Source organism: Sphingobium sp. R-21, from assembly GCF_049913335.1.
Classification (GTDB): Bacteria; Pseudomonadota; Alphaproteobacteria; order Sphingomonadales; family Sphingomonadaceae; genus Sphingobium.
Window position 1 is genome coordinate 1 of the sequence record NZ_CP184376.1, and the last position, 13,556, is coordinate 13,556.

Annotated in this window: 14 protein-coding genes; 5 read left to right on the forward strand and 9 right to left on the reverse strand. The window is 63.9% G+C overall.

The window, feature by feature from the left end; genetic code table 11:
* Positions 1-753, forward strand: coding sequence for an enoyl-CoA hydratase/isomerase family protein (locus tag ACN9MX_RS21535; protein WP_426387820.1), 753 nt, complete (start codon positions 1-3; stop codon positions 751-753).
* Here ACN9MX_RS21535 and ACN9MX_RS21540 read toward each other — a convergent pair.
* Positions 740-1,531, reverse strand: a complete 792-nt coding sequence (locus ACN9MX_RS21540; RefSeq protein WP_426387821.1) for an enoyl-CoA hydratase-related protein — start codon at positions 1,529-1,531, stop codon at positions 740-742. The genes ACN9MX_RS21535 and ACN9MX_RS21540 overlap by 14 nt on opposite strands.
* A 431-nt stretch (positions 1,532-1,962) precedes the next feature.
* Between ACN9MX_RS21540 and ACN9MX_RS21545 the strand changes: the two genes are divergently transcribed.
* Both ACN9MX_RS21545 and ACN9MX_RS21550 read left to right on the forward strand, forming a co-directional pair.
* On the forward strand, positions 1,963-2,859 hold the full coding sequence (locus tag ACN9MX_RS21545) for an alpha/beta fold hydrolase (protein WP_426387822.1): 897 nt from the start codon (positions 1,963-1,965) through the stop codon (positions 2,857-2,859).
* A 223-nt stretch (positions 2,860-3,082) separates the two neighbouring features.
* Positions 3,083-3,838 (forward strand): SDR family NAD(P)-dependent oxidoreductase, encoded by a 756-nt coding sequence (locus ACN9MX_RS21550; protein WP_426387823.1) that lies wholly within the window; start codon positions 3,083-3,085, stop codon positions 3,836-3,838.
* A gap of 69 nt (positions 3,839-3,907) precedes the next feature.
* Here ACN9MX_RS21550 and ACN9MX_RS21555 read toward each other — a convergent pair whose 3' ends face one another.
* The 8 genes from ACN9MX_RS21555 to ACN9MX_RS21590 form a co-directional block, all read right to left on the reverse strand.
* The gene (locus tag ACN9MX_RS21555; RefSeq protein WP_426387824.1) at positions 3,908-4,405 is read right to left on the reverse strand and encodes a MaoC family dehydratase; all 498 of its coding nucleotides are present in this window, start codon (positions 4,403-4,405) and stop codon (positions 3,908-3,910) included.
* Positions 4,402-4,845 (reverse strand): VOC family protein, encoded by a 444-nt coding sequence (locus ACN9MX_RS21560; protein WP_426387825.1) that lies wholly within the window; start codon positions 4,843-4,845, stop codon positions 4,402-4,404. Before ACN9MX_RS21560 ends, ACN9MX_RS21555 begins: the two co-directional genes overlap by 4 nt.
* Entirely contained in the window at positions 4,842-5,444 is a 603-nt protein-coding gene (locus tag ACN9MX_RS21565) for a nuclear transport factor 2 family protein (protein WP_426387826.1), read from the reverse strand. Before ACN9MX_RS21565 ends, ACN9MX_RS21560 begins: the two co-directional genes overlap by 4 nt.
* A 30-nt stretch (positions 5,445-5,474) precedes the next feature.
* A complete protein-coding gene (locus tag ACN9MX_RS21570) occupies positions 5,475-6,548 on the reverse strand; it encodes a hypothetical protein (RefSeq protein ID WP_426387827.1) in 1,074 nt (357 codons plus the stop codon).
* 1 nt (position 6,549) lies between these two features.
* Positions 6,550-7,524, reverse strand: coding sequence for an acyl-CoA dehydrogenase family protein (locus ACN9MX_RS21575; protein ID WP_426387828.1), 975 nt, complete (start codon positions 7,522-7,524; stop codon positions 6,550-6,552).
* The gene (locus tag ACN9MX_RS21580) at positions 7,521-8,678 is read right to left on the reverse strand and encodes an acyl-CoA dehydrogenase family protein (protein WP_426387829.1); all 1,158 of its coding nucleotides are present in this window, start codon (positions 8,676-8,678) and stop codon (positions 7,521-7,523) included. Before ACN9MX_RS21580 ends, ACN9MX_RS21575 begins: the two co-directional genes overlap by 4 nt.
* A 130-nt stretch (positions 8,679-8,808) precedes the next feature.
* Complete coding sequence (locus tag ACN9MX_RS21585; RefSeq protein WP_426387830.1) at positions 8,809-9,837, reverse strand: DUF2889 domain-containing protein; 1,029 nt, start codon at positions 9,835-9,837, stop codon at positions 8,809-8,811.
* A gap of 60 nt (positions 9,838-9,897) precedes the next feature.
* A complete protein-coding gene (locus tag ACN9MX_RS21590; RefSeq protein WP_426387831.1) occupies positions 9,898-10,812 on the reverse strand; it encodes a LysR family transcriptional regulator in 915 nt (304 codons plus the stop codon).
* A 216-nt stretch (positions 10,813-11,028) separates the two neighbouring features.
* Here ACN9MX_RS21590 and ACN9MX_RS21595 point away from each other — a divergent pair, with 216 nt between their 5' ends.
* Positions 11,029-11,397: an EthD domain-containing protein gene (locus ACN9MX_RS21595; protein ID WP_426387832.1), complete on the forward strand. Its 369-nt coding sequence runs from the start codon at positions 11,029-11,031 to the stop codon at positions 11,395-11,397.
* Between the two features lie 412 nt (positions 11,398-11,809).
* Positions 11,810-13,240, forward strand: coding sequence for an aromatic ring-hydroxylating oxygenase subunit alpha (locus tag ACN9MX_RS21600; RefSeq protein WP_426387833.1), 1,431 nt, complete (start codon positions 11,810-11,812; stop codon positions 13,238-13,240).
* Positions 13,241-13,556 lie beyond the last annotated feature (316 nt).

Sequence of the window (13,556 nt, forward strand, 5' to 3'; positions counted from 1 at the left end):
ATGGTGAAAACGGAGCTAGCCCTCGACGGCCGCGCCGCGATCGTTCGGCTGGCGCGACCGAGCGCGCTGAATGCGCTCAGCGGGCCGTTGCTCAACCAACTGGATGCCGCCCTGGACCGGCTTGCCGACCTGCCGGAGTTGCGCGTCTTCGTCCTGACCGGGTCAGAGGCGTGCTTCTGCGTCGGCGCTGATCTCAAGGGACCGCTTACCGATGTCGGCGCGCGAGTCGATCGCATGCACCGGCTGGTCGAACGATTGATCCAGTTCCGCGCCATCTCGATCGCAGCCGTAGAGGGCTGGGCGCTGGGCGGCGGGCTGGAACTGGCGATGGCTTGCACATTCCGGGTCGCCGCGCCCGGCGCCAGGCTCGGCCTTCCCGAAATTCGACTGGGCGTGATCCCGTCCTACGGCGGCACGCAACTCGCGCCACGCATCATCGGCGCCGCCCGAGCGTTGGAACTGCTATGCCTCGGCGAGCCTGTCGATGCGGAGCAAGCGGAGAGGATCGGCCTGGTCAACTGGGTTGCGCCCGAGGCGGGCGGCGCGCTGGCGTTGGCGCTCGACCGCGCGGCGGTCCTCGCCGAACGATCGGCCGCCGCGCTTGGCGCGGTGGTCCAGGCCGTCCGCGCGGGACAGATGCTCTCCCTGCGTGATGCGCTGGCGGTGGAAGCGGACCTTGGCGCCCGCTTGATCGCGAACGGAGCCGTCGACCCTGCCGGCGCCTTCCGGTCCCGGAAAACTAGGTCCCGGTAAAATCGGGTTTACGCTTCTCGCGGAAGGCGGCCACCCCTTCGCCGAAGTCATGGCTGTTGCCGGCAATGCGCTGGTTGCGGCGCTCGCGTTCGAGTGCTGACGGGAAATCGGAAGTGAGGCCGTCCCTCATCGCTTGCCGGGTGAGATGGTAGGCGACGGTCGGACCCGCAGCAAATTTCACGACGATTGCCTCCGCTCGGGCCTCCAGCTCTTCGTCGTCCACGACATCATAGATCATGCCCCAGGCCGCCGCCTTTTCGGCGGGAATGCGCTCGCCCAGCAGCATCATCGCCGATGCGCGGCCCACGCCTATCAGCCGGGGCAGCCACCAACTGCTGCCCGCGTCCGGAATGAGCCCGATATTGACGAACGCCTGAAGGAAATAGGTCGAGCGCGAGGCCACCACGACATCTGCCGCCAGCGAAAGCATGCATGCCGCGCCGACCACCGGGCCGTGCAAAGCCGCAACCACCGGGACCGGTAGCGCGAACATCCGCTCCATGATGGGGTTGTAATAATCCTCCAGCACGGCTCCGGCGTCGAAGCCGGGCGAGCCGACCGGAGACGACCCGGCCGACAGGTCCGCGCCGCTGGAAAAGGCGCGCCCCTCCCCGCTCAACACCAGCACGCGGGCGTCGGGCGATGCGGCCGTCTGGTCGAGCGCGTCGCGAAATTCCCCGAGCAGCGGTCTGCTCAGCGCGTTGAGGAAGCTCGGCCTGTTGAGCCGCAGGCGGGCTACGCCATCCTCGATGGAGAAAGAAATATTCTCAAAGGACATGCCGTTTCGACCTCCGTCCGGTTGGACGCTCCAGGGGATGGGATGCGCCATTACTGGCCGCCGCCCCACTTGTTCCGCGCGCGTCGAAGGTGACAAGACCCATGCTGTCCTTGTGCATGACATGGTGCAGGATCAGACAAGGCGATGGCCATCGAAGAGCAGGATCGCGTCGTCCTGCCGCCATCTTGTAGGCTTTGCTCGCCGATGCGGCGACGTTAGAGTATGTCGTGCGATCCGTTGCTCGGCCAAGCGCTTCCATTTTGCGCGCCGGCCTTCATGCCTGAGCCTGAATATTGTTCGCTCTTGGACGGCCAAACACACAGTTGCACTCGACACCACATGGTCAGCTCCCCCAGAATGGCTTCATCTCTAGCAGCAGGCGGCATGGGACGTTCCATCCCCTTCCGCCCAGCAGGTGGAACGCCTAAGCCATGATCCGGCACATCGCCACATCGCGTCTCTCGATCGCCTATGAGGAAAGCGGGCCGGCGGACGGTCCGCCCGTCGTTCTGTTGCACGGTTTCCCCTATTCGCCGCGCGCCTATGACGGCGTGGCGGCGATCCTCGCCGCGCAGGGACTCCGCACGATCGTTCCCTATCTGCGCGGCTTCGGCCCGACCCGGTTCCTTCACGCCGATATCTTGCGCTCGGGCGAACAGGCCGCGCTCGGGACGGACCTGATCGAGATGATCGCCGCTATGGGGGTCAATCGTCCCATCGTCGCGGGCTATGACTGGGGCGGCCGCGCCGCTTGCGTCGCCGCCGCCGTGCGGCCGGACCTTGTCGGCGCCCTCGTGACGGCCGGAGGCTACAATCTGTTCGGTCGTCCGACGACCGAACCGCTGCCACCCGAAACCGAGCATGTGCTGTGGTATCAATATTATCTGCATACCGAACGCGGACGCACCATGCTGGAACGCAACCGGCGAGGCTTCTGCCGCCTGCTTTGGACGCTCTGGTCGCCCGCCTGGCCCTTCAGCGAGGAGACCTTCGAACAGTCGGCGGCGAGTCTCGACTGTCCGGATTTTGTCGAGGTCGTGTTGCATTCCTACCGCCATCGCAGCGGTCTGGCGGCGGGCGATCCGACCCTTCAAGACCTGGCCGACAAGCTGGAATATGAGCAGCCACCCATCACGATCTCCACGATCGCGCTTCATGGCGACGCGGGCGCGCTGCCCGCTGCGACCATGCCGGCCGGCGACGCAGACCTGTTCCGGTCAAGCTTCGATCGTCGCATTCTAAAAGGGATCGGCCACAATATTCCGCAGGAGGCGCCTGCCGCCTTCGCGCAGGCAGTGATCGATCTCCTGCCGGCCGCGCGGTCATGATGACCGACATGCCGGCTGATCCCAGGCGATGTTGCGCTCCGATCCGACCTCTGGCGCCTGGCGGGCGCGCATCAGTACAAGGCTAATGTCGTTGCGATGTGAGGCTTTGACATCGCGTCGATGATCCCGGACACGAAGCGTTCGGGGTGTTGCCCGCCGACGCCCGTTCCCATCGGGCGGGCAGGCACCGTAACCTGCTTTTCACAGGAGAGTAAGTTTGGCCATGCTGCAAGACAAAGTCTGTGTAATCACCGGCGGGTCGGGAAGCATCGGGCTCGCGACAGCGCGCCTGTTTATCGAGCAGGGCGCGAAGGTCCTGCTGGTGGATCTGTCGCAGGCGGCGCTGGATAGCGCGGTGGCTGACCTGCCGTCCGACGGCGTCGCCACCTGCGTGGCCGATGTGGGCGACGTGGCGCAGACGCGCGCCTTCGTCGACCAGGCGGTGACGCGGTGGGGCCGGATTGACGTGCTGTTCTGCAACGCCGGCAATTCCGGCGTTATCGGCGGGATCGAGGACTATCCCGACGATGGCCTGGACAACGTCTTTCGCGTCCATGTGCGCGGCGCGTTCCTGGGCTGCAAATATGCGGTTCCCCACATGAACGCCGGGGGCTCGATCATCATCAACTCCAGCGTCGCCGGGCTCGGCGGAAGCCCGGGCATCTATGCTTACTGCACCGCGAAACATGCGCAGATCGGGCTGATGCGATCATTGGCGAAGGAACTGGCGGCCAAGCGCATCCGGGTCAACAGCCTCCACCCCGGACCGATCGACAATGCGTTCCAGACGCACATAGAGGACTCGTTCAGCCCGCTGATGGGCGGTGGTGACGCGACCGCGCTGATGAATTCGATGATCCCCATGGGTCGTCACGGGCAGCCGCTCGAGATCGCCAAGGCCGCGCTCTTCCTGGCGAGCGACATGAGCAGCTTCACGACCGGCAGCATGCTGGTCGCCGATGGTGGCTTCACCGCCTGACCCCGGTTGTGCCTGAAGGCAGGCGGCCCGCCCATCGCCACGTCGCCTCCTGCCATCGTTGGCCCCGGTTCAAGCGCCGATCGGGCGACATGCCATCATCAGCGTGCTGAGATAGGTCAGCACGACCTCGTCCTTCTGATTAAAGACCCGGGTCACATAGCGAAGCAGCCCCCTCCCCGGCTTGGACTCGAGCGGCCGCGCTTCCCCGATCTCTATTTCCATATGCAGGCTGTCGCCCGGGAAGACGGGTCGGGACAATCTGAATTCATCCATTCCCAGACCGGCGAGCACCTGGAGGCCGACCTCCTGGAAGCCGCCCATCTGCAAGCGATGCGCCATGGCCATCGTGTGCATTCCGCTGGCGCAGAGGCGACCGAACACGGACGTCGCCGCCGCCGCATCGTCGATATGGAATGGCTGTGGATCATATTTTCGGGCAAAGGCGACGACCTCGTCGCGCTCCACGGCATAGTCACCGAAGCGAAACGTCCGCCCGGGCGCCATGTCTTCCAGCCAGAGTGTGCGGCGCCCACGCGCGGCCTGCCCTTCGATGGCATCATCGCTCACGCCGGCGTTTCCTCCCCGAACGCGTCGGCCGAGCCTTCGTCATAGATGATATATTCGAGCAGCGAACCGTCCGGATCGCGAAAATAATAGCTGCTGCCCGTCCCGCGCGCACCTTCGCGCGTTTCGGGTCCCACCGTAATCGTCACGCCGCACGTCGCAAGGTGGGCCAGCAGTTCGTCGCTGGTGCCGGCCCAGGCAAAGCATAGGTCGCTGTTGCCCGGCGAGACGGGAACCCTGGCCACCAGATCCGGCGGCGCGAGCGCGACAAGGCCGGGTCCATGGACATTCAGCATATGGGCACCGATCCGGTACTGGCGGAACAGCGGCATCGGCTTTTCCACGACCGCGCCAAACACCGCGCTGTAAAAGGCATCGGTGCGATCGAGATCGCTGGAGGCGATCACGCAGTGATCGAGCGCCACCAATTCCCTGATATTCATGGCTTCCCTTTCGTGCCCGGCCGGCGCCTTGGAGAATGCGACACTGGCGACGCGAAACGTTGACCGAGACCGAGGTCGCGCGGCGCTCGCTCGACGCGCAACGGCCGTCGGTAGGACGGATCGGAGCGGTCCCAGGCGCCGCAGACGAACAGCGTCGGATCGAGAGGGGCCTCCCCCGGCCGGCCCTCGATATTCCATTCGACCATGCAGATCCGGTCGGCCACGGCCCAGACGCCCGATCGCTTGTCGATCCGATCGATGTAGCGGCCACCGACCAGATCGCAGATGCTGTCGGACCTTTTGAGTATGGCGAAAAAATAGCTTTCGCAGTGAGCCGTCTCGCCGTCGAGATCGATCAGTTGATTGGTGACATGATGCTGGTGGGTCCCCCAGTTCTGCGCATGCGTCCGGTTTGCATAGTCCACGAAATCGGCGCCCGAGCCGATGAACGCGCCGTGATCGTCGCAGGCGTCGGCATGATAGGCGGATCGCAGCAGGTCCGCGTCATGGCGATCGATCCCGCGTGTGTAGCGCAGCGAAACCTCTCGGATCGCCTCCTTGTCCAGCATCGCCTGGACAGCGGCACCATCAATATCCATTCCGCCTCTCCTTCAGCGGCTCCGGTCAGCTCATGCGCGGTAGCAGAACAGGTTCAGGCTTACCGTCCGCACCAGCTCGTCACGCTGGTTGAAAAGAAGGTTCTCACCCGAGGTGAAATAGCCTTCGCCCAGCCGGGTCTTGCGCAATTGGCTGCACGTCGCAAGCCGCTGCTCTGTCCGCAGCGTGTCTCCGACCCGCAGGGGACGATAAAAATTATAGACTGCGTTCACCACCACGGTCTCCGGGCAGTCGGGCGGCGGAAAAGGCACCCCGCCCCGGATCATTTCCTGGCGCAGGGCCGACATCAGTTCCATGCCGTGCAGGCCCTGCACGATGGGCGCGGGCACGTCCGCGCCGGGCTTGCGATAGCCCAGCCCGACGCCCAGACTGCTCCCGGCACCATAGAAGAGACCAATCGGAGGAGAAACAAGACCGCCCACGAACGATTCGATCGCAAAGTCTGAGTCCCAGTAGAGCGGGTTCCAGTCCTCCAGCGCCTCGCACCACAGATGCACGTCGCTCGCCTCCAGAGGCTCGCGCGGCTCCCAATTCCCCTCGCGCACCTCGCCCATATAAGCTTTGGCGAAATCGGGCATGTCATCGTTAGGCACGACGAGGTCATCGGGATCGCGGCCGCGCTCGACATGAGGCAGGCTGCCGTCCGCAGACGGCAGCGCGACCGTGACCTTCGCGCTCGCCACGCTCGGGCTGCTGCCGTTGGCGATATTGAGGTCGACATCGACGATCGCGCTGCCATCATCCAGCCGCCGCTTGCCCACCACCGATCCGCTCACCTGCAACAGGTCGTTCCGCAGGCATTGGCCCGTCATCCTGAATTCCATGCGCCGGATCAGGCCGAACGGCCCGGTCCAATCGGTGACCGCGCGGCTGAAGAGGCCGCCGATATGCGGCGTGGCGGCGAAGGCGTCTTTGATGCCGACCGCGCGCGCATAGTCCGGATCGAAATGGACATAGTCATAAAGCCCGGTGGCCCGCACGAACGCGACAAGTCGGAGCAGACTGAGTTCATATTCGAACCCAGGCAGTTGCTGCCCTTCCGCCATGTCTTCCCATCGCAGCATCGGATAGTCGGTGATCGGCATGTCAGTTCATCTCCGCGCCAAGGCGCAATCGCAGGAAATCTGATGTCAGATCGAGGCCCGAGGCGATGCGGGCATGTCCCAGACGGGCGCCCCAATAGCTTTCGGAACCGAAGGCGAGCTGGCACAGCTTGAGCCGCCGCGTGTAGAGTTGGAGGTCGAATTCCTCGGTCGCGCCGATGGCGCCGTGAATGGCGTGAGCGATGTTGCAGACATGAGACGCCGCTTCGTTGGCGCGACATTTCGCCGCAGCCACGCGCGCCAACTCAAATGTCGTTCCGACGAACGCGTTCCGCGCGGCAACCTGCGCCGACAAGACCTGTTCGGCAAGGACGGCCAGCTGCTGCTGGATCGCCTGGAACTTGCCCAGCGACCGCCCGAACTGCTGCCTTTCGCCGGCATGGCGCAACGACATTTCGAGAACCCTCCCCATCGCACCCGCCATCAGCGCGGAGGTCACCGCTGCGGCCGACAGCATCAGGCGGTCAGCATCGGGCGCGAGCAGGCCAAGGACTTCGCCCTGCTCGATAGCGGTGGCGCAGCGCAGGCGGAACAGGTCGTCACCGCTGACTTGGATCGCCACCAGAGTGGGAACCCCATCGCGATCGACCAGTGCATGACTGGCGAGCCCGGCGCCGGGCAGGACGGCGGAAGCCGGCGCGAGCAGGATGGCGGCGCCGGAAGGCGGAGCCACTCCCTGCTCCCCCAGCATGGCGCGCGCCACCATGGTTTCGGCGAACGGCGCCGGCACGCAATATTCGCCGGCCGCCAGGATGAGCGGAAAGGCCTGTGCCAGGCCTAGGCCCGCGCCCCCGGCGCTTTCAGGGAGCATCGCATCGGCGAAGCCTGATTCATCGAGCGAACGCCATAATTCCGTCGCGTCGCTTCCCCGTTCGATCGCGCGGATCGCCTCCGGTGTCACAAGCCCGCCAAGCTGGCGGCGGAAGGCGTCGGTCAGGAAATCATCATCATCGGTCATCGCAGGCCGAGCCCCCTTGCGATCATGCCCCGCAGGATTTCCCGCGTCCCGCCGCGCAGCGAGAAGACATGGTTCAATTGCATCAGATAGGCCAGCGTCCGCAGAAGCTCCGGATCGGCGGCTAGGTCGGGCCGCGCCGCGACAGCGTCCGCGATCTCCGCAGGAATCTGCTGCTCGACTTCCGTGCCCATATCCTTGAAAAGCGCGGCCTCGGTAATGGGGGATCCGCCTTTGGCGAGCAGCGCCGTCATCGCGACGGACATTTCGCGGAGCGGCGCCAGCCTCGCGACGATCCGGCCAAGCCGGGCGGCGGACTCCGCATCCGTCGCATCGCCCAGCAGGCGCGCCCAGAGGTCGAGCAGAACGAGGCTCGAATAGATGCGCTCCGGCCCGCTGCGCTCGAACGCCAGTTCGGCATTCACCTGCTTCCAGCCATTGCCCTCAATGCCCACCAGCGCATCCTCGGACAGGTGGACATCCTCGAAAAACACATCGTTGAAGTCGGTGTCGCCGGTGCCGATCATGATCGGCCGCACGGTGACGCCGGGCAGGGAAAGATCGATCAGAAACTGGGACAGACCGTTCTGCCGATCTTCCGACGTGCCGGAAGTTCGCACGAGCGCGATCATGTAATGCGACTTGTGCGCGTAGGTCGTCCAGATCTTCTGCCCCTTCAGCGTCCACCCTCCGCCCGGCGCCCGATCCGCCCTGGTGCGCACGCTAGCGAGGTCCGAGCCGGAATTGGGTTCGCTCATGCCGATGCAGAAGAACAGTTCGCCATTGCATATCCGGGGCAGGATGCTGCGCCGTTGTTCCTCGGTGCCGTAGTGCAGGAGCAGGGGCGCGCTCTGGCGGTCGCCGATCCAGTGCGCCGCGACCGGCGCGCCGGCGGCGAGCAGTTCCTCGACCAGAACGAAACGGGCGAAGGCATCAAGGCCGGCCCCGCCATAGTCGCGCGGGATGGTGACGCCGATCCAGCCGCGCGCGGCCATGGCCTTGCTGAAATCCGCGTCGAAACCGGCCCATGTGCGCGCCCGGATGTGCGTGGGCACGCCCGCCAGCTTCTCGCGAATGAAGGCCTTGACCTCGGCGCGCAGCGCCTCCGCGTGCGGCGGCATGACGGCAGGGGGGAAATTTTCTAGTGTCAGCGGCATGCGCTTGTCTCAATCATGGTGGCGTGGATCCGCTTGTCTGGATTCGTCCGGATCGCCATAGCGGATCGCTGTTAGCCGAGCCTGCAGAACGACTAGTCTGCAATGGAACCGCGAGCCCCTATCGCACGCCTCAGTCGCTCAGCAGAGCAGACAGGCCCCCGATGTCCTGGAGCGCCCGCAGCATGTCGTTGAGATGGGTGCAGCCAGCCGTGCCCCGTAACCGTGCAAGCACCTGGCGGCGCAGATCCGCCACGCCGCACCCAATCAGCGCCTGCGCCGTCGCCGGCGCCGCATGGCACGTGACGTAGGGCAGAACATGGGGCATGACCGAAATGGAACGAAGCGTCATCGCCGCGCCATCGAAGCGCGCGGCCAGTCCATATTCGTGAAAGATCACGCGGCGGGCTTCCTCTCCAGGTATCCCGCTGCTGTCCTGGAACCAGGCGTCGACCACAATATCTTCCGCCTCACGCCAAAGATCCGTCCGCCTCAGACGCCATTCATTGGGATCGGCCGTTTCCACAAGTTCATGAAATCCGAGGGCATCCGAAGTCGGCACGGCTGGAGCGCCCCAGGGATGATCGGCATTTTCGTCTATGCCGCGCCCGTCTGCGGTCATCACTGGAGAACCGGGTATATAGCTGAGGCACACGCCCTCCACCGGCCGGCTGGTTCTCGGCTCGCTGCCCGTCCGCTCGGCATGGCCCTGGATACCGCCGTCCCAGGCATACCAGGCGGCGACGGACATGAAAACTGCGCCGGCCAAATCATCCAGGAGACGGAACAGCCTTGTTTCCCGCCGTTCCTCCTCCGGCATCGCAACGGCGAGCGCCTTGCGCAATTCGCCGCCCGGACGTAGCCCGGCAAACTGGTCCAGCCTTCCGGCGGACGCCATATCCGCAAAAGCCGCGATGCGGCCATCGCCCGTGATCCGGGTTTCGATCCTGTCCTCGCCCAGGATCATCGCGTCGCCATCCAGCCCCGTCGCCAGGTCGCGCGCCCGGCCGAATATCCGGCACCCGCTTTCTCGATCCATCGTCCAAATGGCCTGTTGCGAACTGGTGCGTCGAACCGAGCCGGGGCGGCGCGGCGGCTGGGGAGCCGACGGACGATTGCGCGCCTGCGCCTCAAGTTTAAGCGGATTAGGTTCGTCGAGCACGCAATCTTCCATTCTCCGGTCGCGGATGACCGATTCGCCATCATAGGAGGACAGCGCCCGCTAAGACGTCTCGTTTTTTTCCGATGCGGTTGAGACATTTTCATCCGTCATCTCGAACCGTCCGGCGAGCCAGGCCGCGAAGGCGCGCGCCAAACGCACATTGCCACCTTCATTGACCAAAATGCCCAGCGGTGGACCCAATTGACATTCAATCGAAAATGGCTCGATCATCAGGCCGCGCGCGGCATAGGCCGAAACGAGGCTGCGCATGCCGATCGCGACGCCGTGACCCTCCATGACGGCCGGGTAAACCAACGCCTGGTTGTCGAGCGTTATCGCTGGGGCCGGAACCTCCTCCTCGATCCCCGCCGCGTCGAACCACGCGCTCCAACCTTTCAGATTGGGTATGGTGTCGATGAGGGGGATCCTCAGCAGGTCGGCCGGGACGTTGACAGAATGCTCGGCAAGGAAGGCCGGGCTACAGATCGGCGATATCCTGATCGGAGCCAGGAATATCGCGCCATCCCGCTGCGTGGCGGGCGTGAACGCGACGACACTGACATCCACGCTGGCCGAACGGCGGCGACCGCTGCTCAGCAGTTCCAGCCGAACCTCCGGGTACAAGGACGTGAAGCCGCCCATCAGGGCAAGAAGCCAGCCATTGAACAGCGGCGGCGCCGCGACCCGCAGGACCGGGCGCATGGCCCTGTCGCGCGTCAGCATGGTCGCCTCCCTCAAGATCCGCATGCCGGGCCGCAGCCGTTCCAGCAGCGCGCTCCCCTCGTCGGTCAGTTGCAGGAGGCGATGGCCCCTGTCGAACAGTAGAAATCCAAGATCCTGCTCAAGCGCCTGGATGCGATGGCTGATCGCCGACACCGTGACGTTAAGACGTTCGGAAGCAAGACGAAAGTTCAACACTTCCGCCACGCACAAGAAAGTCTCGATGCCACGCAGGGAGGGAAGTCGGCTTGCCATGGAGATCTTATCCGCGGCGGCCACGCTCTTGGCAATCGCGCGAACGTCACCGCGCGCCTTTACGCCCCAGGCAAAATGATCGCGGCGACCATGACGTTTGCCTCTGGCTGCGATATCGCCGCCAGGGTCGCATGTCGAACCGATATGGGCGCAAGTCGTGGCGATATCGCAGGCAAGAATCGTGCCGCAGCCGCAGAGCCCAAAAGGAGAATCGCGATGCTGAAAATGGTCATTCTGATCAGGAAAAAGCCCGGCATGAGTCGGGAGGACTTCATCCATCATTACGAGACGAGCCACGCCGTGATCGGCAAGCGCCTGCTCGGTCACTTGTGGACCAGATATGTCCGCAACTATCCGCTGTCGCTCATGGACTATCAGCCAGAGGAAAACAGCGTCGAGGACAGCTACGACGCGGTTACGGAAATATGGTTCAGGGACCAGGCGGCGGTCGATGAGATGGCGCGCATCATCAACATTCCGGAAAACAACCGCCTGATTCTGGAGGATGAGGAGAAGTTTCAGGACCGCCTCAAGACCAGATTGCTGATGGTCGAGGAAGTCGACAACGGGACCACGCTGCCCTGATCGGGCCGGCCGCCGGCGACCTGCCTGCCCAGGCTGTAAATGGTTCCGGAAGGGCGGTGCGCCACGCAATTGAGTGAGGGTTTTGAAAGTCTTCACCGCCATTTCATTTTGCGACAAGCGGCGCACCATCTGTGGGCAAGAGCGGGCTTTCCACTCTAGCGCGGGCGGATTACCATCATTTCCACAAGGCGCGTGCAGACGCCGACGGATCGGAATTGCCGATAGCGTAGATGAAATGCATGAAACCAGCGGCCTGTGTCTAGAGCCGACACTGCCTTAGCCGCCGTCATGATATCGGATCACGCAAACGGTCATATTCAGCGCCTTCGGTCTTCACGCAACTATCCTATCGACCGGTGGCCGAAAGGTTCGCCGCATAAGATCGAACATATAATCCGAGAGGCGCCTTCCAATGAATCAAGCAGTCGATATCACCAAATATGGCAACCGCAGCTATGTCCGAGCGGTGCACGGCACGCAATTCGCCGACATGCCGCAATATGTCGATTATATCACGCAGGCGGGCGAAGATGTTCCCTGGACGGCGGCGGAACGGGGGACGCACACACCCGAAAACCTAGCGCTTCCCTACGAATATTATCTCGATCCCAAATATGTTCCGGAAGAGATCGAGAAGATCTGGAAGAAAAGCTGGCAGGTCGCCTGCCGCGAAGAAGACATTCCCAACATCGGCGACCGGATCGCCTATGATGTCGGCACCCTGTCTTTCCTGATCGTGCATTCGGGGGACAATGAATTCAAGGCGTTCTGGAACAGCTGCCGCCACCGCGCGCGTCGCCTGTGCAGTGACAAGGCCGAGTCTGGCGACATGATCCAGTGCCCCTTCCATGCCTGGAGCTACGACCTTAACGGAAAGCTGACCTGGGTGCCGCGCTGGGAAGAGTTTTCGCAGGTGACGCCCAAAAACTACAGCCTCCGTCCCGTCCAGTGCGACAAATGGGGCGGCAACGTCTTCATCAATCCAGACCTCAACGCTCCTTCGCTGGCGAGTGCGATGGGCGTGATGCCCAAGCATTTCGAGGACTGCCCGCAGGAGGACCGCTATACCGCCGCCCACATCAAGAAAAAGGTCAAGATCAACTGGAAGTCGGGCCTTGAAGCGTTCCTGGAAGGCTATCATGTGCTGACGACCCACCCCAGCGGCATGCCCATCTTCGGGTCGACCTATACGCAGACCGATTGCTGGGATGACGGGCAGGCTGCGGTCAGCCGGCTGACCACGCCGGCCCTGGTTCCCGATGGCTGGGTGCAGGGCGAAGTGACGCCCCGCCTTTCGCTGGAACTCTTCTGCAATACATACGGCCTTCCCCTGCCGCCGGAAGATCGTGGCGACACAGTCGCCGACGCGCGCGCCTATGCCGCAGAAAAGACGATCGAATTTCACCGCGAACATACCGGCGTCGATTTCACCGGCCGGTCGATCTCCTATCTCGTCGACATGCACCAGTGGTTCATGTTCCCCGCTTTCTTCCCCTGGTGGGGGGAAGGCCTGTCATGGTGGTATAATTTCACACCTCTGGGCGACAGTCCGGATGAATGCATCATGGAAATTCGCCACCTTCGCCCCATCGTCAAAGGCGCGCCGCCGCCGACCAGGGCGGAGACCGTGTGGATCGACTTCGACGAGAAGGGCCGGGACTACCCCGAAACAGGCCAGGTCGGGTACATCATGGACGAGGACATGGAGAATATGGAGGAGGTCCATCGGGGCATGAAGGCGGCGGACCCTCAGGCCGCGCGCCCCGTTCTCGCCGCCGAACAGGAAATCCGGATCCGCCATTTCCACGAGGCCTATATGCGGGCGATGGGTATCGCCATCTAATCCTTCGACCGCTGCGCCAGCGACGTTCCGCCTTCCCTCCCGCTCCTATGCGGCTGTCGGAGTAGCGAGAATTGTCTGCTGTCGCAGCGGCGACAGGTGGTGCTGGCGCGTCTCGGTCTGGTCGGCATGATCGACTGAACGATTCGTCAACAACCCACGGAGAATTCTAGCGCCATGGATTCCTTCGACATCGCGAAGGCAGGCCGCGCGGTCGTGCCGGATGCTCAATGGCCCTGGTCCCTGCGCGCCGGAGCCGGCGGCGGTTCCCGGCGGGTTGGCTTACGGCGTGGCGGCCGGTTCACGGAACGTGAAACGA